A 21548-nucleotide genomic window follows, 5' to 3' on the forward strand; every position below is an offset into this window, starting at 1 on the left:
GTCAGGTGAGGGCGGCGATGACGGAGACCAGCTGCTCCTCGTCGTCGCAGGCGATGACGAGAGAGGTCACCCACGGCGGCCTCAGGACCGCCTCCAGGTCGAGGTCGGTCGTCTCGGCTGCGTCCCCGAGGGCGACGCTCACCACCACACCGGTCTCGGTGAGTCGCGTGAGCGCGTCGTCGTGCTCGCGCGCCCAGGCAGCCCCGCCGCCCCCACGCACCTCGAGGTAGCCGAGGCCCGGCAGCTCGAGAGCCGCCGCCAGCTCGCCGGGGGTGGTGGCGACGATGCCGATCCGAGCGACGGCTCCGGTCGCCGCGTACTCGCGCGCGATGTCCCAGACGTCCGTCCTGGCGCTCGAGGAGGGCACGACGAGGCAGGCGACGGATCGTCGGCCGAGCGCAGCGAAGGCGCGCTCCACGGCATACGGGAACTGGCTCCCCTCGGCGTCGACGTGCAGGATCGTCCTGAGTCGACGCGTCAACGCGGGTTCGGTGGCGCCGACGAGAGCCTCGGCCGCGCCGGTGTCCGATGAGTCCACGTCGACATGGCTGACGCCGAGCTCGACGGCACGGGCGAGCAGGGAGCGCAGGTCGGCGGCCCGCTGGCTCGCGCTCTGGCCGTGGACCCCTCCGGTCGCGAAGGTGCGGGCACTGAGGACGAGGCAGGACTGGCCGCCGAGCGAGGCGTCCTTGCGTGGCACCAGCGCGCCCCGGGACTCGACGTCGCGCCGGAGGGCGTCCATGACGGTGCGCCATGGCACGGAGACGGCATCCTGCGTGCGGTCGAACAGTCGCGAGACCCGGACGTAGTCACTCAAGGAGTCGACCGTGGCCCGGAAGGCATGGATGTCTGTGGGTGCGTCCACCGGAGCGAAGCTGTGCTGGCCGAAGGTCCGGATGAGCCACGGGGTCACGTGCTCGCGGTCATAGGCGTCGACCGCCTTCGCGGCGGCCTCGCGCAACGCGCCTGCCGTGAAGACCTCGGCGCCCAGACCCTCCGGGACCGCCTCCATGTCGACCCGGCCATAGCCGTGACCCGACGCGACCGTGGACTCGATCAGCTCGTTGACGAGGTCCGCATCGGCCACCGGGTTGTCGCCGGTCAGGCGCACGACGAAGTCGTCGTCGGCCAGACCCTCGCAGGCCACGACGAAGCGGCCCAGCACGTCGTCCAGCGAGCCCCGCACGACGGAGATCCCCACGGACTCCAGGTGCTCGGCGATCAAGCCGTCGTAGTCCTCGACGCTCGTGGCGACCACCACCTCGTGACCACCACGAGAGGCGCGACGGGCGACGAGCTCGATGAGCGGCATACCGCCGACCGTCAGCATCGCCTTGCCGGGCAGTCGCGAAGAGTTGAGACGGGACTGGATGACGACTCGGGTGCGGCGCACGGTGTCTCCTGCGGGTTCGGTTCGGTTCATGGGGCAGGACGGGCCTCGATGGCGGCCAGCAGTGCGTCGGCCACCCGCTCGCGGCCACGGCCGTCGACGAGTGCGCGGCCACGCCTGGCCAGCAGCAGGCGGGCCCCGGGGCTGTTGAGCAGCTGGCCGAGCTGGGTCGTGGCCGCGGCGGCGTCGTGCCGGAGGGCATCCAGACCTCCCAGCGGTGCCACGACGCCGTGCTCGACGAGCGTCGTGTAGCCGACCAGCTGGTTGTCGGCGACGGTGAGGACAGCCGTGGGAGAACCGATCGCGAGCAGCTCGCCCACGGAGGACCCGGAAGCCGTGACGACGAGGTCGGCGCTCGCCGCGAGAGCCGCGATCTCGGGTGTCGGTGCGATGACGACGAGCTGCTGGTGGGCCGGTGGCTCGAGGGCGGCGAGGTCGTCGGCGATCTCCTGCGTCGCCGCGACGACCGTGAGATGGAGGGGGAGCGCCGTGGCAAGCACCAACGAGGCCACGGTGGGAGCCGCCCCGGCCGCATCGGTCCCGCCGAAGAAGGCCAGGACCTTGGGCGGCGAGGGCGGCTGGAAGGGCGCGTCGAGATCTCGGCGGTGGCGCAGGACGTCGTCGCGCAGGAGGGCGAACTCCACCCCGGCGAGGGAGATCTCCCCCGCGGCAAGGGTCTCCACCGGGGTCGCACCGAGGTTCTGCTCGAGGTGGATGTCGGCGGACTGCGCGGCACCGAACGGCCCGTCCCTCAGAGCGAGAACGGTGAGGCCGGCATCGCGCGCTGCCCGCCCGCAGCCGGGGTCCAGGGTGTAGCCGTCGAGCACCAGCCCGTCCAGGCCGAGGTCGCCACAGAGCGAGGCGAGCTCGACCGGCTCCTCGGGTGCTGGGACGACGTCGAGGCCGCGGTCCGCGACCGCCCGGACGAGCCAGGGCGCGCCGTCGATGCCTCCCAGGACGGTGACGTCGACGGCTCGAGTGCCCAGCTCGTCGGCCAGTGCCAGGCAGCGGGCCAGATGGCCGACGCCCGTGGCGGGTGACGCGTCACACCGCAGTCCCACGTGCACATCGGGCAGGTGACGCAGCCGGTGGCCTGGGGGTGTTGGGGACAGGGTGGGCATCACGTGGATGTTAGCCTGAGCCTCGCTCGCGTCGCCTCCGTCAGGCGATCGGGCCGGTCGCATCGGCGGCCGCCGTGACGAGGAGCTGGCCGCCGGCGAACCCGCCATGGTGGATGTCGTGGTCATCAAGCTGTGGAGGTCTGTTCGTGAGCATGCTCGAGGGTTCGTCGATTCTGGTGACTGGCGGGACGGGCTCCTTCGGGAAGGCCTTCATCGCCGAGGTCCTGGCCAAGCACAACCCCAAGCGCGTGGTCATCTTCAGCCGTGACGAGCTGAAGCAGTACGAGGTGCGCCAGAAGTTCGGTGACGACCCCCGTCTTCGCTGGTTCATCGGTGACATCCGTGACCAGCACCGCCTCAACCGCGCCATGCACGGCGTCGACTACGTCGTGCACGCTGCCGCCCTCAAGCAGGTCGACACGGCCGAGTACAACCCGTGGGAGTTCGTCCAGACCAACGTCGTCGGCTCGCAGAACGTCATCGAGGCCTGCATCGACGCCGGGGTCAAGAAGGTCGTCGCGCTCTCGACCGACAAGGCGTCCTCGCCGATCAACCTCTACGGCGCGACCAAGCTGACCGCCGACAAGCTCTTCATCACCGGCAACCACTACGCCGCGGCATACGACACGAGGTTCTGCGTCGTCCGCTACGGCAACGTCATGGGCAGCCGCGGCTCCGTCATCCCGTTCTTCCGCGGTCTCGCCGAGGCGGGGGAGTCCCTGCCCATCACCGACCTGCGGATGACCCGGTTCTTCATCACGCTGCCCCAGGCCGTGAGGTTCGTGACCGACTCGTTCGAGCAGATGCAGGGCGGCGAGCTCTACGTCCCGCGGATCCCCTCGATGAAGATCGTCGACCTCGCCCAGGCCGTTGCGCCCGGAGCCAAGATGCACGAGATCGGCCTGCGCCCCGGTGAGAAGCTCCACGAGGAGATGATCTCGGCGGAGGAGGGACGTCGCGCCCTGCTCATCGGCGATCGCTACGTCCTGCAGCCGGACCTCGCGTCCTGGGGCTACACCGCTCCCAAGGGTGGCGAAGCGGTGGCCGACGGCTTCCACTACACCTCGGACAACAACGACCGCTGGTTCTCTGGCGAGGAGATGATCTCCATCCTCAAGACCGAGGTCTGACTCGTGATCCCCTATGGTCGGCAGTCCGTCGACGAGTCCGACATCGAGGCCGTCGTCGAGGTGCTGCGGGGTGACTGGCTGACCACCGGTCCCACGGTCACGGCCTTCGAGAAGGCGCTCGAGGACCTCTCCGGAGCCACGCGCTGCGTCAGCTGCACGAGCGGGACGGCTGCGCTGCACATCGGCTACGCCGCAGCAGGTGTGGGCCCCGGCGACGAGGTCGTCACGACTCCTATGACGTTCGTGGCCACGGCCTCCTCGGCCATGGCCCTCGGCGCGAAGGTGCAGTTCGTCGACGTCGAGGACGACACGCTCAACATCGACCCGGCTCTCGTCGAGGACGCCATCACCGAGCGCACCAAGGTCGTGGCCGGCGTCGACTACGCCGGTCACCCCATCGAGATCGACGAGCTGCGACCCATCACCGAACGCACGGGCACGCTGCTGCTGGAGGACGCGGCCCACTCGATCGGCTCGACCTACAAGGGACGCCCGGTGGGGTCCTTGTCGGACATCACGACCTTCTCCTTCTTCCCGACCAAGAACCTGACGAGTGCCGAGGGCGGCGCCGTCGCCACCCTCGACCGCGACCTGGGGCAGCGCGCCCACGAGTTCCACTTCATCGGGCTGGTGCGCGACCCCGAGCGCATGCGTCACCCCGACGAGGGGCCGTGGCACCAGGAGGTCCACGAGGTCGGACTCAACTATCGGCTTCCCGACGTCCTGTGCGCCCTCGGCCTCTCACAGCTGCGTCGGCTGGCAGCGTTCAAGGCGCGGCGCGCAGAGATCTTCGCGCGCTATCAGGAGGGCTTGGCCGGACTCGAGGGAGTGCGCCTGCCGACGCAACGGGGACACGTCGACCCGATCTGGCACCTCTACCCGCTGCGTGTGCTCGAAGGTCGGCGGCGCGAGGTCTTCGATGCCCTGCGCAACGACGGGGTGGGCGTCCAGGTCAACTACATGCCCGTCCACTGGCACCCGGTCTTCGAGGACCTGGGCTACCGGCGCGGACAGTTCCCGGTCGCGGAGAAGTTCTACGGCGAGGAGATCTCGTTGCCGATGTTCGTGGGGCTGCGCGACAGCGACATCGACCACGTCATCGACGCCGTGCACCGCGCAGTTCGAGGCTGACATGCACCACGCGAACCACTTCTACGGCCATGCCCACATCATGGCGCGCTACGTCGGGCTCGAGGAGCCGCTGCGCATCTGGGGCTACCTGCAGCACGGGTGGAACATGCATGACGGCTTCGCCGTCGGAACGGTCTTCGCGCCTGGCTACCCCAAGCTGGTCTGGTCCCAGGCGTGCGCCCGCCGCGGTTGGGCTGCAGGGCTGCGCGACTACCGGCTCGTGGCCGCGCCGTGGCTCTACCTCCTGCGGATGGAGCAGCAGGAGCGGTGGCTCACCCAGGCGGGCAACACCGCGCAGGAGCGCGAGGGAACCATCGTCTACCCCTTCCACGGATGGGAGGGACAGCAAGTGGTCGGCAACCACGCGGCATACATCGACGAGATCAAGAGCACCGAGGGCGATGTCCCGATCACCGTCTGCCTGCACTGGAACGAGTTCGACAACCCGAAGGTGCGCAGCGAGTACGAGGACGCCGGGGTCCGCGTCATCACGCACGGGCAGCGGGGCTTCCTCTGGAAGGACACGGACGTGGCCTTCCTCTACCGCCAGCTCGACGAGATGCGGCGCCACAAGCGGGTCGTCTCCAACCGGATGAGCAGCGCCATCCTCTATGCCGCGGCGGCGGGCGTCGAGGCGGGGATCTATGGCGACCCCATGGCCCTGGAGTCCGACCACGCGATCCTCGGCGGCGTCGGCAAGCCGCGTCGCATGTGGCCCGAGATGCACCAGGTGTCCATCCCCATGGACTACGCGAAGGCCGTCGCCGACGAGGAGCTGGGCGCCCTGGACGTGCTGCAGCCCGAAGAGGTCATCGATGCGTTCGGCTGGGCCAAGACCATGGGTCCGCAGCCTTCGGCACCGCCCCCGGCTCCGTCGCGGGAGTTCCCGGCAGGCTTCTTCGCCCTCAGTCGAAGGTCGAGGGCGAACAGCCACACGGGCCCGGCCGGCGCCGAGCAGGCCATGGTCGAGACGATCTGGCTCGCGGACGGCGACACGGACGAGGTCGACAGCGACGACTCGACCGATCGCCCTGACACCAAGGGCTCCGCCTCCGGCGATCGGGAGCCGGACTCGGACACGACTGCTCCCGATGCCTCCTCGAGCACAGCGGCGACGGTGGACGCCTCACCTCCCGACGCAGCACACCCGGAGCCCCCGTCCCCTCCAGAGGGGGCCGCTCGCTGAGCCGAGTGGCCACGGCTACGCCCTGACGGCGCGAGTCATCGCGCCGGAGACGCGACCCGCCGACAAGCAGTCCGCCGGGAAGCAGTCCGCCGGGAAGCGATCAGACGAGGTCCCAGTCCATGGGCGTGCCCTTGGCGGTGTCCTCCCGGAAGAGGCGCCCTTCCACGCGACTGAAGTCGTCGGGTGCCAGGCCGCCGGCGGGGCGGATGGACCGGACGTTGGCCGGGGTGACCGGGTCGCCCGCGCGCACGTCCTCGACGACGAAGAGGGAGCGCCGGAAGCGCAGGCCTTCGCGCTCGGCGGCACGAGCCCCGATGCGTGGCTGACCCAGGGCCTGCCAGGCGACCTCGGTCTCGCGGCGGAGGGCGGCGAGCTCGGCCGGCTCGAGGGAGAAGGCCGAGTCGACGCCTCCACCCTCGCGCGACATCGTGACGTGCTTCTCGACGAGGCAGGATCCGAAGGCGATCGAGGCCACGGCGGCGCCGATGCCGGCCGTGTGGTCGGACAGGCCCACCGGCACCCCGAAGGCCTCGCGCATCACCGGGATCCCGCGCAGGTTGGACGCTGCGGGATCGGCGGGGTCAGCTCGCCGTGCAGCTGAGCAGCATCACCTGGTCGTTGCCGGTGCTGTGCGCGGCACCCAGGGCGGCCGCGATCTCGCCGACCGACGCCATGCCGGTCGAGATGATGAGGGGCTTGCCCTTCGACGCGGCGTGCCGGATCAGCGGCAGGTCGACGATCTCGGAGGACGCGATCTTGTATGCCGGCACGTCCAGATCGTGGAGGAACTCCACCGCTGTCGGATCGAAGGGTGAGGAGAAGGCGAGGATGCCGAGCTCGCGGGCGAGCTCGAAGATCGGCTCGTGCCACTCCCACGGCGTGTGCGCCTCCTGGTAGAGCTCGTAGAGACGGCGCGATCCCCACAGCTCGTGACCCGAGGAGAGGCGGAAGGCCGGCGCGTCGACATCGATGGTGATCGTGTCGGCAGTGTAGGTCTGGAGCTTCACGGCGTGAGCGCCCGAGTCAGCGGCCATCCGGACGATGTCGAGCGCCTTGTCGAGGGAGCCGTCGTGGTTGCCCGACATCTCGGCGATGATGAACGGCGTAGCGTCCGGTCCCACCTCGTGGGACCCGATCGTGAGCGAGGTCGTGGCGGGGCGCGAGGCGCCGGGGTCGACGGGGGCAGTGGTGGAGTCGGTCATGGCGTTCTCGTCTCAGAGGTGTGGATGTGTCAGGGGCGCGTCGCGCGCACGCGGATCACGGTCGTGGCAGTGCCGTCGACGTCACGGACCGAGGACTCGATCTCAGCGAAGCCGTTGCGCTTGTTGAACCGCCGCACCGCGTCGTTGGCCTCGAGGACCTCGCCCTCGAGCGTGTCCAGGTCGAGCTGCTCAAAGGCAAACCGTTTGGCCTGCCGCTGTATTTCGATCCAGGCGGGGAGCAGCTCACCGCGCTCGCTCAACCCGGCGTTGTCGAGGTAGTAGCCCCACCAGGCGGTCCGGGTGTCCCGGTCGATGTCGAAGAAGGTGACCACACCGGACGGCACGTCGTGCCGCTCGAAGATGTAGACCTCACGGGTGTCCGTGCCCTTGGTCGCCTCCCACCACCTGCTGTGCTCCTGCGCCGAGATCTCGTGCTGGGTCAGGGAGACCGCGCGAACCTCGGGGTGGTTGCGCCACTGAAGGATCTGGGCGCTGTCGGCATCCGTGGCAGGACGCAGCATCGTGCTCCTCGCGGGTCTGGCGGTGCGGCACGCCGATCTGGGCGCGCCCTCGTGACGGGTAGACTATCCGAAACCAACTTCCCGACTTTGAGGTGGATTCATGGGTGCGCTGAGCCGGAACGAACTTCGGAGCATCATGGCTGACGTCCTGGCTGCGCAGGGCAAGTCCATTCCCGCAGAGGACTCCGCCGTTCTGGAGCAGATCGGCTTCCGGTCGCTCGACTTCTCCGAGCTGGCGCTCCGTGTCGAGGACGAGATCGGCGAGGAGCTCAACTTCGACGCTCCCGAGCTGCGCCAGATCCGCACCATCTCCGACGTGCTCGACTTCCTCGAGCAGCTGCAAGCAGCGTGACGTCCGGTGGCTCGAATCCGGTTGGCACTGCCAACCGGATCGTCACAGGCGCCGGGACGTTGACGTGGGGCGAGCTCGAGCCCCTTGCCCTTCCGGCCGCTGCCGCGGTCCTGGTCGGGGACAACCTCGAAGCTGCTCGTGCCATCTCCGCGCACCTGGGCCGGGGTGACGGAGAGCTGCTCATCGGCTCGCGCAGCCGCAGGACTCCCGAGCTGGTCGAGGAGCTGCGTGCCTCGGGCCTGGCAGTGGTCGACGGTGACGAGGTGCTGCCGGCCACGACGGAGCGCCCCCTCATTCCGGGCCGCATCTGGCTGCTCACCAGTGGGAGCACCGGCCGACCCAAGCGCGTGGCTCACACCTTGGACTCGCTCACCACGGTGGGTGGACAACAGCCCCCTCGCACCTGGCTGTGCCCGTATGCCCACGGGGCGTATGCCTGGTGGCAGCTCGTCACACTGGGGTTGACCCAGCCCGAGCAGCACATCGTGTTCGTCGAGCCGAGTGAGCTCGAGAGCTGGCCGGCACGCGCGTTGGACGCCGGTGTCACCGCAGCGTCGGGCACCCCGACCTTCTGGCGCCAGGCCCTGTATCGCGACCCCGAGAGCGTGGCGGCACTGCCACTGGAGCAGGTCACCCTCGGCGGCGAGCCGGTCGACCAGGCGATCCTCACCAGGCTCACCGAGATGTTCCCGCAGGCGCGGGTGTCATGGATCTACGCCTCCTCCGAGGCCGGTGCCACCATCGCCGTGCACGACGGTCGAGCCGGGTTCCCGCAGGAGTGGCTCGACCGCGAGGCGCCCGGCAGGGCCACGCTCAGCGTCGAGGACGGAGAGCTCGTCATCGACTCACCGAAGCGCGCCGAGGGCATCGACGCCCGGCTGCGCACGGGGGACCGGGTCGACGTTGCCGACGGGCGCGTGGTGATCACCGGCCGCATCGCGAGCGACGAGATCAACGTCGGAGGAGCCAAGGTCTCGGCCTCTGCCGTCCGCAACGTCCTGCAGTCCCACCCCTCGGTGGCCTGGGCCTCGGTCCGTGGTCGCAAGGCTCCCATCGTCGGCAGCATCGTCACGGCCGAGGTCGTCCTCGACGGCCCGGCGACCGACTCCGACCTCACCCAGTGGTGCGCGGAGCGGCTCCCCGACTACTCCGTCCCGAGGCGCATCCGGTTCCTCGACACCATTCCCATCAAGGAGACTCTGAAGAGCGATGTCTGACACCACCACCCCCATCGGACCCGCCTCGGTCGTCGTCGTCTCCGGGGGGTCGCGCGGTCTTGGACTGGCGATCGTCGAGGACATCCTCGCCCAGGGTGCCAAGGTCGCGGCCTTCGCCCGGACGGTGACGCCCGAGCTCGAACAGCTCGCCAAGGACAACCCCGAGTCGGTCGTCGCAGGGGCGGTGGACACCACCGACAACAAGGCAGTGTCGGCCTTCCTCAAGCAGGCCGAGGCCACGCTGGGTCCCATCGACGCCCTCGTGAACAACGCAGCCGCCGGCCAGGACAGCCTGCACGTGCACACCTCGCCCGAGAACATCGCCCGGATCATCGACACCAACCTCACCGCGCCGCTGCTCCTCACCCGCCTGGTGCTGCGCCGCATCATGGCCAAGGGCAACCGTGGTCGCATCGTCATGGTGACCTCGATCTGCGCTCAGCGCGGCTACTCGGGACTCGTCGCCTACTCGGCCACCAAGGGTGGTCTGGACAGTGCCATGCGCACGCTGGCACGTGAGATGCATGGACGAGCGCTGGTCAACAGCGTGGCGCCCGGCTTCTTCGCCTCCGAGATGTCATCGGTGCTGGGCCAGACGCAGCTCGACACGATCACCCGCCGCACACCGTCGGGTCGGCTCGTGGAGCCCGCCAACATCGTGCCCGTCGTGCACTCGCTCCTCTTCGAGGACACCAACATCAACGGGCAGGTCATCACTGTCGACGGTGGCGGCAGCATCTGAGGACATGACCGACCTGGCTGACGCGCGCCTCGAGGAGGCGATGCGCTCGCCGCTGCTCATCGAGCCCGCCGCGACCCACACGTGCACCGGTGGTGCGCACTCACGTGTCGCGGACGGCCGGATCGTGTGCTGGTCACCGCCGGCACGCGAGGGTCAGACCCGGGCAGTGGACGCCGAGATCGCGGCGCAGGCGGTGCCGACGCAGCTGGGCCGACGATGGCGCGGCCTCTGGGACGCGCACGACAGCTTCTGGAGCGCGTGGTGCGCCACCGAGGTGTGCGCCAAGCTCGGCGACGTGCCGATCATCGTGCTTGCTGCCCGGGGGCCGGTGGGCCGAAGTCCCGTGACCCTCCAGGGCAGAACCGTGACGTATGCCGTCAAGCAGGAAGGCGACCTCGTGGTGGCCTGCGCCATCTCGAGCACGACGTCCTGACGAGCGACCGGACGGCTACTTGACGGCCCGGCGTGCGAGCCGACGGGCCTTGCTCATGAAGTCTGGGGGCAGGACCTGGTTGGCAGTCGACTTGGCCGTGGCGACGGCCTTGTCCGTGGCGATGCGACGCGGGGCCCTCATGGCCTGCACCGTCTTCCAGGTGAGCGTGTCCTCGTAGCGTTCGATGATGCGCTCGAGGTCGCGGATGTAGCGGTCGCGGTGTCGCAGCGTCCCTTCGAGCCACGCCACCTGGCCGTCGTGCTCACGCATGCGCCGAGAGCGCGCTCGATCGAGGGCGAGGAGCTTCCCGGAAGCCGGTGGCGGTGGCTGACGGGAGGTTGCGAGGGAGCTCGCCCTGCTCGAGGTCGGCGTCGACCATCTCGGCGACAGTGAGGTCACTCGGGGTGATGACGGAGGCGATCTCGCTCTGCACGCGCACCGCGCGCCGCACGACGTCGTCGGTGACCACGACGCCGACCATGGCGGCGAGGGAGGCGGTGAGGTCGTCGGGAGTGGTGCTCGTCTTCCACGGGTGGCTCGCAGCAGACGCCACGAGCCTGGTCGCGAACTGGCGCAGGGCGAGGACGAGCATGTCGTCGGCCGCGACGACGCCCGCTCGGCGCCAGGACCCGTCCATGATGCTCAAGGTGGCGTCGTCCCCGATGACCACGTTGTCGAGCGTGGCGAAGCTGCGACGCTCGGCCATGGAGGTGTCCCAGACGCTCGCGTCGTGGAGCCAGCTGTTGTACTGGCGGATCAGAGCCCGGATGTCGCGGTGGGAGCGGCGACCGCACGCGTCACGCAGCTCCATCTCCAGGAGGCGTCCGTGGGTCACGGACTCAGAAGCCAGGTCCCGGGTGATCGCCCCGACGTTGACCTCGGCATCGCGGTTGTCGCTCGCCCACACCGCCGTCGATCCGCCGGCCCGGTCGACGCGGTTGACCCGCGCCCAGGCCGGGTCGACCCACGTCTCGGCGTCGATGACGGCCGGCAGCGTGAGGTCGGACGCGGCGTCTCCGCGGTGCGCGACGAGCAGCCAGGCGGGGGCCAGCTGGGTGACCAGACCGCCGTCGACGAGCCGCTCCACCGTGCTCCGCGGGTCGCGCAGGACCGGGAAGTCCTGGAAGTGGCGCTCGACTGCGCGGCAGCTGCGGACGCGAGCGGCGCCGAGGAGATCGGGGTGGCCGGCCGAGAGCGCCGCACCGTCGATGAGGAGGTGGTGCTGGTCCGGTGAGGGGTAGGCGCCGAAGAGGACGTCGGTGGTGAGTCCCTGCTCCTGCCGCCAGGCCTCGAGCTCGACGAGGTGCAGACGTCGGTGGTTGAACCCGTCCGCGCCCACGTGCCAGGCGTCGTCGGAGTCGATGTCGAGGAGCGGCTGCGCCGCGAGCAGCTCGTGGAGCCCCAGCTCGTTGCCGACGTCCGCGACGAGCGTGCCGCCGTCGGCCACGAGGGCCGAGAAGCTTGCTCAGCACGTCGGCCTCGCCCATGCCGGTCGAGTCGGGGCCGAGCAGGCGCGTCGGGCCACCGAGGCCGACGACGAGGTCGAAGCCCTTGTCGTCGGAGTAGGCGTCCAGACCGCCGATGTGGAGCGAAGCGCGATCGTGGAGGCCGGCCGCGTCGCTCGCCACTCGAGAGTCGGGGATGGACCGCAACAGGATCTCGACCCTGGCGCTCTCCGGCAGGGTCGTGACGAGTGCTGCGGCGCGCGGACCGGCGAGGAGCACACGCTGGGGGGAGCGGGCACGCACCACGTCAGCGACGACCACCTCCACCGCCAGAGGTGCGGCGATCCAGCCGAGGTCGGACCACACGAGCATCTCACCGGTGAGGACTTCGGCTCCGGTGACGCCATCGCGTGAACGCGTCGACTGGGGGTTGGCTGCCAACGTGGGGCCTCTCAGTGTTCGATCGACTTCGCCCGGTGGGTGCCGGGCAAGGGTGTCACCTACACTAGCGGCGCGACGATCGAGGCCGCGTCACGGCGACGTCACGGCGACCTGAGTCGGGGTCGGACAGCGATTCCAGGAGTGTGGTGCATGCCAGGACGACCCAGCGTTGGTGCTGTCGTCCTCAGCATGGGCAATCGTCCGACCGAGCTCGCCACGGCCCTCGACACCCTTCTCGCGCAAGAGGGCGTCGATCTCGATGTCGTCCTCGTGGGCAACGGCTGGGAGCCGTCGGGCCTTCCAGCAGGGGTGCGCACGGTTCACCTGCCCGAGAACGTCGGCATCCCCGAGGGTCGCAACGTCGGCGCCCGGGCCGTGCGTGGTGACCTCCTCTTCTTCTACGACGACGACGCGCACCTCCCCAGCACCGACGTCCTCGCCAGGCTCGCGGTCCAGTTCGACGACCCTCGACGCGCGGTGGCCCAGCCTCGGGGCGCCGACCCTGACGGCAAGCCGTCGCCGAGGCGATGGGTCCCGCGGCTGCGGACCGAGGGTGGTGGTGCCCCCGGTGACGTCGTCGTCTTCTGGGAGGGCGTCTGCATGATCCGTCGCACCGCCTTCGAGGCGGTGGGCGGCTGGCCCGGCCACTTCTGGTACGGGCACGAGGGCATCGACCTCGCCTTCCGGCTGGTCGATGCCGGCTGGTCGCTGGAGTACTGCCCGGACGTCGTCGTCCACCACCCTGCGACGCAGGCAGCACGGCATACCGTCTTCTATCGGATGAATGCCCGCAACCGCGTCTGGGTCGCCCGGCGCAACCTCCCCGCCCCACTCGTGCCCGTCTACCTCGGCGTGTGGACCGCGGCCACCCTGGCTCGCGTCCACGAGGCCGAGCCGCTCCGCGTGTGGTTCAGGGGCTTCGCCGAGGGCTGGCGCGTGGACCCGGGGGAGCGCCACCCGATGCGGTGGCGGACCGTCTGGCGGTTGACGCGGGCTGGCCGCCCACCGGTGGTGTGAGCACGCAGCCCGTCGTGCGCGTCACCCTTGCCGGTGTGCGCAGCGCGACCCATCTCGTGCACGCCGGCAGCTACCTGCGCCACCTCCTGCGCCGCACCTCGGGTGAGGTGGTCGTGGACTACCTGGGGTCGGGGTCCTTCCTCGGGCGCGACAACGTCCGACCGCACCATGTCACCGCCTTCCTCCCGGATGACCCGAGGCTCACCGTCCGAAGGTCGGACGGCGACGATGACGCGCTTGAGCCCCGCGCCGACCCGATCGGTGCCGGTGAGCATCACGTCCTGCTGTCGGTCGGCGCCCCCGGCATCAAGCCCTACCTGCGGCTCGTCGCCGCAGCGCGCACCCGGCCCGAGGTCGTCGTCGTGGACGAGGGGATCGGGACCTACGGCGACTGGCGGACCCGCCGTGACGCGTGGCGTCGGCAGGGCGGTCGCGAGCCGTGGCCGACCGTCCGCTCGTGGGCGGTGACCGGTGCCGGGCGCGTCCTCACCGACCTCCGATGGGCGCTCTACGAACAGGCAGGTGGGACGTGGCGCGTCGTGCCGGAGGTCGCGGCGGGCTTTGCCGACGCGTCGGTCGCCCCTTCGTCCGGAGCCGGCGAGGCCCGCGCGGTCTACCTCACCCAACCATGGGTCGAGCTCGGTCTCGTCACCGAGGACGGCTTCCGGGCCCACCTCGAGCAGGTCGCCGCGGCGTGTGCCGACGTCGGGCTCGCCTTTGCGGTGCGTCCGCACCCTGCCGAGGGGGGAGGCCGGTATGCCGCGTGGCCCGAGCTCGCGCGGAGTCTCCCGGCCGAGCTCGACCCTGCCGTGGTGGGGGCGCAGGTCGTGCTCGGGACCGACAGCACGGCGCTGCTCAACCTCGCAGCCGTGCAGCGCAGGCCGGCGCTGCGGGTGACGCTTCCCGAGCTGCGTCGCCTCGAGCGTGGACTGGGGTGGGAGCAACGCAGCCTGCTGGCGGCCTTCCTCCCTCCGCCGATCGACGCTCGGCACCGGGAAGGGCTCAGCCGAGCGCTCGAGGTCGCTCGTGGCGGTTGACAGGTTCATGACCAGAAGCGTCTAGTCACAATGGGGACCATCTTTACCAGTTGTTTACTCCATTCACACTAGTCACACGGTTCAATGGGTGGCCCCAGACGATTTGGAAGCCGCCATGTCACTCGCCCTGCGATCGACCCGCCGTCCCATCGCCGCCCGTGCCGCTCGAGTGCCCGTCCTCGTCCTGCTCGGGTCGGTCGGCCTGACCGCCCTCCCGATGACCGGGGCGGGCGCAGCTTCTCCCGCAACCGTGGGGGCAGCGTCCACCGCGCCCGCAGCCGCAGCGAAACCGGTTAGGCCCACGCTGACGAAGCGGGCCGTGGCCGACCTGCGCACCGTGGCTCCGGACACCGTCGAGGTGCCGCAGTCGGCTCCGATCGTGGCGCTGACCTGGAAGGCGGGGGAGGCACCTCCCGCCGAGGCCACGATCCTCGTGCGGGTCCGGGCCCAGCGCGGAGGATGGGGACCGTGGCTGGCGACGTCGGTCGACGACACCACGGACCCGAGCAGCTCGCACACCCAGCGGGTCGGTACCGACCCCGTGTGGGTCGGACCCGGCGGGTCCGCCGTGCAGATCCGCCTCCCGAAGGCGGACAAGGGGTTGTCCGCCGCGAGCGGCGCCCGATCCGTGGCGAGCCTGGGCCAGGTCGAGCTCATCGATCCCGGACGAGCCGACGCAGACGCATCCGCCACGGCCTCCACGGCCTCCACGGCCTCGGTCCAGGCCGTCACGGCCCGTCCGGACATCGTCTCGCGGGCAGGGTGGGGCGCCGACGAGTCGTTGCGCACCTGCGGACCGAGCTACGGCAAGACCCTCAAGGGCGTCTTCGTCCACCACACCGCTGGCTCCAACAGCTACACGGCATCGGAGTCCGCCGGCATCGTGAGGGGCATCTACGCCTACCACACCAGGAGTCTCGGGTGGTGCGACGTCGGCTACAACGTCCTCGTCGACAAGTACGGCCAGACGTTCGAGGGCCGTGCCGGTGGTCTGGAGCGAGTGGTGACGGGAGCCCACGCCCTGGGATTCAACAGCGGCACGTGGGGCGTCTCCGTGCTCGGCAATTACTCGACCGCGACACCGACCTCCGCGACGATGTCCGCACTGGCCCGGGTCATCGCCTGGCGTTCGAGCTCCTTCTACCGTGAGCCCACGGGGACGACCACCCTCACGAGCGCTGACTCGGGTTCCCGCTTCCCGAAGGGGACGAAGGTGACGCTGCCCTTCATCAGTGCACACCGCGACACCAACACGACCGAGTGCCCGGGCAGCAACCTCTACTCGCGCCTGCCGGCACTGCGGTCCGCGGTCGACGCGCTCGCCGACCACACGACCAGCCGCATCCACCGCTCGTGGCTCGCGCGCGGCGGGGAGCGGTGGCTCGGCCCGGTCGAGCAGGGTGAGCGAGCGACCCCCTTCGGGATGCGGACCATCTTCGGCAGCGGCACCTCCCTCTGGTCGACGGCGTCGAACGTCTTCCACATCGGGCCGGAGGCGACCCGGCTGTACGAGCTCCAGGGTGGAGAGGCAGCCTGGGGGCCACCGGTGGCCGGCGAGAGGTCGATCATCGGCGGGAAGCGGACGGACTTCGCCAAGGGGGTCTCCGCCATCCTCCGGTTCGACCTCGACCAGGCGTATGCCGTCCACGGCGCGATCCGCACCTCCTGGGACGCGCGCGGTGGGCCGTCCTCACCGCCCGGGATGCCCGCATCGCACATGTGGAGACCCACGCCGACCGGGTGGGCGCAGACCTTCCAGAACGGACAGATCCACTACACCGGCACGACGGGTGCGAGGTTCGTGTCCGGTGAGATCCTGGCGCGGTTCCTGCAGTTCGGTGCCAGCCCGGGACGGCTCGGTTACCCCGCCGCGGAGCAGTCCGCTCCGAAGGGCGGCAGGTCCCAGGTCTTCCAGCTCGGTGGGCTCGCCTGGCACCCGGCCACGGGCGCGCACGGCATCTTCGGCTCGATGAACGAGGCCTACGTCGAGATGGGTGGGCCGACGTCCTCGCTCGGGTTCCCGGTGGGGGAGAACCGACTCTGGTCCGGTGGCTACGAGCAGGACTTCCAGGGCGGCGTGATGCGGTGGCACCGTGCCACCGGGGCGGTGACGGTCACCGACGAGTGAGGCGTTGCTATGGTGTTGCCTCCTTCCTCGACCGAAAGGGTGCTGGTGGCACCTCGCTTGCCCTCGTCCGCCATGTTCGGTCAGCTCGGGCGGTTCGGCGTGGTCGGCGCGTTGGGGTTCATCACCGACGTCGGAGGGTTCAACCTCCTGCGCTTCGCCGGTGGTGAGGGCCCGCTCCACGACTACCCGCTGACGGCCAAGGTCGTCTCGGGCACCCTCGCGACGATCGTGGCCTGGCTCGGCAACCGGTTCTGGACCTTCAGGAACACCCGACGCGACAAGGCCCACCACGAGTTCCTGCTCTTCGCCGTCGTCGCGACCCTCGGCACCCTCATCTCCATGGCGTGCCTGTGGGTCTCGCACTATGGGCTCGGGTTCCAGTCAGCCCTGGCCGACAACGTCTCGGCCAACGGCGTCGGCCTGGTGCTCGGGACGGCCTTCCGGTTCTGGGCCTACCGACGGCACGTCTTCAGCCAGCACGGCGACCACAGTGGGATGAGCGAGATCGCCGAGGGGCACCTGTCCGACGAGTGGACCAGCCCGCGCACCTGAGACAGGGGGCCGGGGCCGCTGCCCCGGCCGTGGTCAGGAGGCGCGAACCTGGCGGTGGGGCCCCTTGGGAGTCCTCAAGCCACGACGAATGCTCCTGGCGCGCAGGCGCATCTTGAAGGTCAGGAGGATCATCTCGGTGCCCAGTGAGATGGTCTTGCCGAGCTCCCCGGTCACGGACGAGACGCCGACCCTGGGGAGGTAGTTGACCGGGATCTGGACCATCCGGGCCTTGGTGATGACCGAGATCAGCAGCATCTCCAGCCCATAGGCAGAGCCGTCGAGTCGCGAGCGCTCGAGGATGACCTCGGCGTGCTCCTTGGTCATGACCCGGAACGTGCAGCCCACGTCGCTGAGGTAGGTCGTGTTGTAGAGGACCTCAATGAGCTTGGCGACGGCCCAGTTGCCCCACTGGAGGAACCAACCCATGTTGGCGCCCTTCCAGATGAAGTTCGAGACGGTGCGCGAGCCGATGACCACGTCGCACTCGGGCAGGAAGGCCAGGAGCTTGGTGAGGTCCTCGGGCGCGAACGTGCCGTCGGGCTCGCAGATCGCGATGAGGTCGGTCCCCGCATCGGTCAGGCCCCGCTTGATGGCCGCGCCGTAGCCCTGGGTCGTCTCGATGATCTCGATCGCGCCGGTCGTGGCGACCTCCTCGGAGGTGCCCTGTGCCGCGTTGTTGTTGACGACGATGACCTTGTCGATCTCGGGCAGCGCCTCGAAGCGTCGGATGCACTCGGCGATGCTGTCCTTCTCGTTGTAGGTCGGGAGAACGACGGCGAGCGACTTGCCCTGCCACATGGTCAGGCCCTTCCGGGGTTGGCGACGATGAGCATCTGCCCGGCGAGGGGCTTGATGGGGGAGCGGAGATACCAGGGGACGACGAACGTGAGCTTGGATCCCTTGGACTTGAGCGTCAACGGCATGAAGCGCGCCATCGCCTGCTCGATGGACCAGCCCTGCGACACGAGATAGTCCGACAGCGACTGGTCGGTGTAGATCGCGACGTGGGTGAAGTCGTCGAAGTAGCGTCCGGGGTTGAGCCGGAAGTTGGGCTGCATGAGCATGAGCCGTCCACCTGGGCGCAGCACCCGCTGCGCGTGCGACAGCAGCGAGTCGGACTGGTCGCGGTGCAGGTGCTCGAGGAGGTTGCTCGCGAAGACGACGTCGAACGAGCTGTCGTCGAACTGGGACAGGTCCGTCGAGTCACCCACGACCGACTCCACGTGGTCGGCGGCAGCGGTGTGCACCGTGGCATCGAGATCCATGGCCACCACCCGGCGGGCCTTGACCTGGTTGGAGAAGTCGCACCAGCCGGCGCCGAGCTCGAGGACGTCCGCGTCCGCGGGCACGAACCTCTGCAGGTAGTCGCACAGGTGCTCCCACACCTTGGCGCGGCTCGCATCCTGCTTGAGACGAGTCTCGAAATACCCTGGGGTGTAGACGCCGGGAGAGTTCTCAGGCGTTCCGGACTCCGTCGACATGGGTGTTTCGTGCTCCTGAGGTCTGGATGTAAAGATGACGCACGGACTCTAACAGCCGCCCCGGCCCACTCGGAGAGCGAGATCCGTCCATCAAACCCCCGCACCCAGGAGCCACGTGAACACGAAGTCAGGTCCCCTCGGCCGAGCGAATCGTCTGCGGGGGAGTCTTGATCTGGCGACGTGGAGCAACCTGCTGTCCGTGGCGTTCGTCGCGGGTGCGGCCGGGGTCTATCTCGTGTATGCCGTGCGCACCGACCTGCCCATCGGCGCTGCCCTGCGTGCGAGCGCTGCCGTGGGGGTGACCCAGATCCTGCCCGGCGCCCTGCTGTGGCGAGCCGTGCGCCCGCGCAGTGGCTGGCTGCTCGAGGACCTCGCCATGGGCTTCGCGCTGGGCATCGCCATCGCCGTGCCGACGCAGGTGATCGCGGGGCTCACGGGGCAGCTCTGGCTCGCGACGGTGATCCCGCTCGTGATCGCCGTGATCCTGCTCGCGGTCCCGGCGACTCGCACCCGGATCCGGTCAGCGCGCTGGACGCCCATCCCGTGGTGGCTCGCACCGCTCACCGCGTTGAGCTCCTTCTGGGCGCTGCGGCAGCTCGTCGCCTACTTCCGGACCAACCAGGTCACCTGGGAGGGGCTGGGCCGACCTCACATCGACGCCTACCTGCACCAGGCCCTGGCATCGCAGCTGTTGCACCGCGGGCCGACCAGCTGGCCCACGGTGATGGGCGAGGACCTGGGCTACCACTGGTTCACGCACGCCTGGCTCGCCCATGTCACGGCGACGTCCGGGGCAGGGCTCGACCTGGTCCTGCTCCGGTTCATGCCTGCCCTCATGCCGCTCACGGTGGCCGTCTGCGTCATGGTCGCCGCCCTGCGGCTGTCGGGGGGCAGCTCCAGGGTGGCCCTCCTGGCGAGTGTGCTGGCGATGTTCGCCTCACGGGGCAACCCGTTCGCGATCCCGGGGCTGAGCCTCCCGCTCACCCCTGACTCGCCCACCCTGGCCTTGGGCGTGCCGACCCTCCTGGCCCTGGTCGTGCTCCTGGACCAGCGCTGGCGAGGAGAGCTGCCACGAGCCGCCTACCTGTTGGTGCCGTTGCTGTCCGTCATCGCGGCCGGGACCAAGGGCGGGACGTCACCGCTCGTCGTCGCCGGTCTCGGCCTCGCCGCCGTCGCGATGTTCCTGTGGAACCGTGCCCTGGTCGCACGAGTCGTCGTCGACCTGCTCGTCGTCGCCGCGGGTCTCGTCTTCGCCATCATCGTCGTCTTCCACGGCTCCAGTGCCGGACTCGCGCTGGGAGTGGAGGAGGCCGCTGAGCAGAGCTACGTCTTCTCGATGCTGGGCTCGCTGCCGGACCAGGGCTTCGTGCGAGCCGCGGCGCTTCTGGCCGTTCTGGGGGGGCTCACCGCCGCAGCGCTCTCGTTCGCCCCCCTCTTCGGGCGCGGAACCCGTCGTGACCCCCTCCCGTGGCTCCTCGCCGGTGGGTCCTTCGCGGGAGCTGCCGCGGTCGGGCTCTTCTCGCACCCCGGCCGCAGCCAGTACTACTTCCTGCTGACGGCGATCCCGTTGGCGGCCATCGGCTCCGCCTTGGGTGCCCGTGCGCTGGCACAGGCCCTCGGGCGTCACGTCGTCGGCCCGCTGCTGGCGCTGGGAACAGGGATTGGCGCCCTGGTCTACCTTGCTCCCACGCGACTCGTGGGCAGGCTGGGCGAGGAGAACGTCGGGCTGTTCTGGAACGCCCTGGCGGTGGTCGTGGCCGTCGTGGTCCTGGGCGCGGGCGCGGGATGGGTGCTCGGTCGGCCGGGTGCTCGCCTGCGTGCCAGCCTGGCCACCCTGGCAGTCGCCGCACTGACCACTGGAGTCATCGCGGGGTTCGACACGGTCAGGGCTCCGCTCTTCCCTCCGGTTCTGCCGACCGAGTCCCTCAGGCAGCCCTTGGCCGTCTCCCAGGACCAGCTCGATGCCGCTCGCTACATCCGGGACCACTCGGGACCTCGGGACGTCATCATGACCAACCGTCACTGCACCGCGATCCGAGCACCCTTCGGTGGCTGCGACAGCCGGCGCTGGCTGGTCACGGCGTTCAGCGAACGCCAGTCGCTCGTGGAGGGGTGGACCGCCACGCCTCGGGCATCGCGCGAGGCCCCGGAGGGTCGTGACTCGATCACTGTCGACTACTGGAAGCCCGACATCCTGCGGCTGAACGACGAGTTCATCGCCGCGCCCACCGAGGAGGCCCGTCAGCGGCTGTGGGACCTCGGCGTCCGCTGGGTCTATGTCGACAAGCTGATGCCCCACGCCGACACGCTGGCGCCCTTTGCCACACCCCGGTTCGACTCGCCGGACGCCTCGGCCTGGCAGCTCGTCGCGCCCGGCGCCACCGGCTGATCAGTCGAACGTCAGCTCGGGCCCGGTCTTCTCGCGCAGCTCGTCCTGCGTGACACCGGGAGCGAGCTCGCGCACGACGAGTCCGTCGGCGGTCACGTCGATGACCGCAAGGTCGGTGATGATGCGCTGCACGACACCGAGTCCGGTGATGGGGAGGTCGCACTCGTCGACGATCTTGTGAGTGCCGTCCTTGGCGACGTGCTCCATGAGGACGATGACCTTCTTCGCGCCGTGGACGAGGTCCATCGCGCCGCCCATGCCCTTGACCATCTTGCCGGGGATCATCCAGTTGGCGATGTCGCCGTTGCGTGACACCTGCATGGCACCGAGGATCGCGGCGTCGACCTTGCCACCCCGGATCATCCCGAAGCTCGTGGCGCTGTCGAAGTAGCTCGCGCCGCGTCGGGTCGTCACCGTCTCCTTGCCCGCGTTGATGAGGTCGGGGTCGACCGCGTCCTCGGCGGGGTAGGCGCCGACACCGAGGATGCCGTTCTCGGACTGGAGCACCAGCTCGACGTCGTCGGGGACGAAGTTGGGGACGAGCGTCGGCAGGCCGATGCCGAGGTTGACGTAGGAGCCGTCGGTCAGCTCGCTGGCCGCGCGCGCTGCCATCTCGTCGCGGGTGAGTGCCAT

23 protein-coding genes are annotated in these 21548 nt (G+C 69.8%); 13 read left to right on the forward strand and 10 right to left on the reverse strand.

Going from position 1 to position 21548, the window contains the following annotated elements:
- Position 1: 1 nt before the first annotated feature.
- On the reverse strand, positions 2–1393 hold the full coding sequence (locus ACZZ98_RS13600) for a cytidylyltransferase domain-containing protein (protein WP_463516743.1): 1392 nt from the start codon (positions 1391–1393) through the stop codon (positions 2–4).
- A 26-nt stretch (positions 1394–1419) separates the two neighbouring features.
- On the reverse strand, positions 1420–2511 hold the full coding sequence (locus ACZZ98_RS13605) for a PseG/SpsG family protein (protein WP_463516744.1): 1092 nt from the start codon (positions 2509–2511) through the stop codon (positions 1420–1422).
- Positions 2512–2663: 152 nt separating this feature from the next.
- On the opposite strand from ACZZ98_RS13605, the gene pseB reads away from it, so the two are divergent.
- From pseB to ACZZ98_RS13620, 3 genes are read left to right on the forward strand one after another with little or no spacing between them, the layout of a single operon-like run.
- Positions 2664–3641, forward strand: a complete 978-nt coding sequence (pseB, locus tag ACZZ98_RS13610; RefSeq protein WP_463517784.1) for a UDP-N-acetylglucosamine 4,6-dehydratase (inverting) — start codon at positions 2664–2666, stop codon at positions 3639–3641.
- A gap of 3 nt (positions 3642–3644) precedes the next feature.
- The gene (locus tag ACZZ98_RS13615; protein ID WP_463516745.1) at positions 3645–4772 is read left to right on the forward strand and encodes a DegT/DnrJ/EryC1/StrS family aminotransferase; all 1128 of its coding nucleotides are present in this window, start codon (positions 3645–3647) and stop codon (positions 4770–4772) included.
- Between the two features lies 1 nt (position 4773).
- Positions 4774–5958, forward strand: coding sequence for a hypothetical protein (locus tag ACZZ98_RS13620; RefSeq protein WP_463516746.1), 1185 nt, complete (start codon positions 4774–4776; stop codon positions 5956–5958).
- 100 nt (positions 5959–6058) lie between these two features.
- Here ACZZ98_RS13620 and ACZZ98_RS13625 read toward each other — a convergent pair whose 3' ends face one another.
- The 3 genes from ACZZ98_RS13625 to pseH are packed head-to-tail and all read right to left on the reverse strand — an operon-like array spanning position 6059 to position 7681.
- A complete protein-coding gene (locus ACZZ98_RS13625) occupies positions 6059–6496 on the reverse strand; it encodes an N-acetylneuraminate synthase family protein (protein WP_463516747.1) in 438 nt (145 codons plus the stop codon).
- Positions 6497–6539: 43 nt separating this feature from the next.
- Entirely contained in the window at positions 6540–7160 is a 621-nt protein-coding gene (locus tag ACZZ98_RS13630; protein WP_463516748.1) for an N-acetylneuraminate synthase family protein, read from the reverse strand.
- A gap of 29 nt (positions 7161–7189) precedes the next feature.
- The gene (pseH, locus tag ACZZ98_RS13635) at positions 7190–7681 is read right to left on the reverse strand and encodes a UDP-4-amino-4,6-dideoxy-N-acetyl-beta-L-altrosamine N-acetyltransferase (protein WP_463516749.1); all 492 of its coding nucleotides are present in this window, start codon (positions 7679–7681) and stop codon (positions 7190–7192) included.
- Between the two features lie 100 nt (positions 7682–7781).
- Here pseH and ACZZ98_RS13640 point away from each other — a divergent pair, with 100 nt between their 5' ends.
- The 4 genes from ACZZ98_RS13640 to ACZZ98_RS13655 are packed head-to-tail and all read left to right on the forward strand — an operon-like array spanning position 7782 to position 10425.
- Positions 7782–8033 carry a phosphopantetheine-binding protein gene (locus ACZZ98_RS13640; RefSeq protein ID WP_463516750.1) on the forward strand — a complete coding sequence of 84 codons (252 nt, stop codon included), beginning with the start codon at positions 7782–7784 and terminating at the stop codon, positions 8031–8033.
- A gap of 59 nt (positions 8034–8092) precedes the next feature.
- Positions 8093–9250, forward strand: coding sequence for an AMP-binding protein (locus ACZZ98_RS13645; protein WP_463516751.1), 1158 nt, complete (start codon positions 8093–8095; stop codon positions 9248–9250).
- On the forward strand, positions 9243–9992 hold the full coding sequence (locus ACZZ98_RS13650) for an SDR family NAD(P)-dependent oxidoreductase (RefSeq protein ID WP_463516752.1): 750 nt from the start codon (positions 9243–9245) through the stop codon (positions 9990–9992). Before ACZZ98_RS13645 ends, ACZZ98_RS13650 begins: the two co-directional genes overlap by 8 nt.
- A 4-nt stretch (positions 9993–9996) precedes the next feature.
- Positions 9997–10425: a hypothetical protein gene (locus ACZZ98_RS13655; protein ID WP_463516753.1), complete on the forward strand. Its 429-nt coding sequence runs from the start codon at positions 9997–9999 to the stop codon at positions 10423–10425.
- A 15-nt stretch (positions 10426–10440) separates the two neighbouring features.
- Here ACZZ98_RS13655 and ACZZ98_RS13660 read toward each other — a convergent pair whose 3' ends face one another.
- Both ACZZ98_RS13660 and ACZZ98_RS13665 read right to left on the reverse strand, forming a co-directional pair.
- Entirely contained in the window at positions 10441–10695 is a 255-nt protein-coding gene (locus ACZZ98_RS13660) for a hypothetical protein (protein ID WP_463516754.1), read from the reverse strand.
- A complete protein-coding gene (locus ACZZ98_RS13665) occupies positions 10688–11872 on the reverse strand; it encodes a hypothetical protein (protein ID WP_463516755.1) in 1185 nt (394 codons plus the stop codon). Before ACZZ98_RS13665 ends, ACZZ98_RS13660 begins: the two co-directional genes overlap by 8 nt.
- On the opposite strand from ACZZ98_RS13665, the gene ACZZ98_RS13670 reads away from it, so the two are divergent.
- The 5 genes from ACZZ98_RS13670 (at position 11856) to ACZZ98_RS13690 (ending at position 17045) form a co-directional block, all read left to right on the forward strand.
- On the forward strand, positions 11856–12284 hold the full coding sequence (locus ACZZ98_RS13670; RefSeq protein ID WP_463516756.1) for a hypothetical protein: 429 nt from the start codon (positions 11856–11858) through the stop codon (positions 12282–12284). The two genes, ACZZ98_RS13665 and ACZZ98_RS13670, sit on opposite strands and share 17 nt — an antisense overlap.
- A 216-nt stretch (positions 12285–12500) precedes the next feature.
- Positions 12501–13328 (forward strand): glycosyltransferase family 2 protein, encoded by an 828-nt coding sequence (locus ACZZ98_RS13675; protein ID WP_463516757.1) that lies wholly within the window; start codon positions 12501–12503, stop codon positions 13326–13328.
- Entirely contained in the window at positions 13325–14365 is a 1041-nt protein-coding gene (locus tag ACZZ98_RS13680) for a hypothetical protein (RefSeq protein WP_463516758.1), read from the forward strand. Before ACZZ98_RS13675 ends, ACZZ98_RS13680 begins: the two co-directional genes overlap by 4 nt.
- 115 nt (positions 14366–14480) lie before the next feature.
- Entirely contained in the window at positions 14481–16493 is a 2013-nt protein-coding gene (locus ACZZ98_RS13685; protein ID WP_463516759.1) for an N-acetylmuramoyl-L-alanine amidase, read from the forward strand.
- Between the two features lie 72 nt (positions 16494–16565).
- Positions 16566–17045, forward strand: a complete 480-nt coding sequence (locus tag ACZZ98_RS13690) for a GtrA family protein (protein WP_463516760.1) — start codon at positions 16566–16568, stop codon at positions 17043–17045.
- Positions 17046–17078: 33 nt separating this feature from the next.
- Here the strand turns inward: ACZZ98_RS13690 and ACZZ98_RS13695 are convergent, their stop codons facing one another.
- Together ACZZ98_RS13695 and ACZZ98_RS13700 are read right to left on the reverse strand one after the other, a co-directional pair.
- A complete protein-coding gene (locus ACZZ98_RS13695; protein ID WP_463516761.1) occupies positions 17079–17843 on the reverse strand; it encodes a glycosyltransferase family 2 protein in 765 nt (254 codons plus the stop codon).
- A gap of 2 nt (positions 17844–17845) precedes the next feature.
- Positions 17846–18526 (reverse strand): class I SAM-dependent methyltransferase, encoded by a 681-nt coding sequence (locus tag ACZZ98_RS13700; protein ID WP_463516762.1) that lies wholly within the window; start codon positions 18524–18526, stop codon positions 17846–17848.
- A gap of 115 nt (positions 18527–18641) precedes the next feature.
- On the opposite strand from ACZZ98_RS13700, the gene ACZZ98_RS13705 reads away from it, so the two are divergent.
- On the forward strand, positions 18642–20915 hold the full coding sequence (locus tag ACZZ98_RS13705) for a hypothetical protein (RefSeq protein ID WP_463516763.1): 2274 nt from the start codon (positions 18642–18644) through the stop codon (positions 20913–20915).
- On the opposite strand, the gene ACZZ98_RS13710 is transcribed toward ACZZ98_RS13705, so the two are convergent.
- Entirely contained in the window at positions 20916–21548 is a 633-nt protein-coding gene (locus tag ACZZ98_RS13710; protein ID WP_463516764.1) for a CoA transferase subunit B, read from the reverse strand. It abuts the gene before it with no gap.

Source organism: Knoellia sp. AC549 (assembly GCF_979258975.1).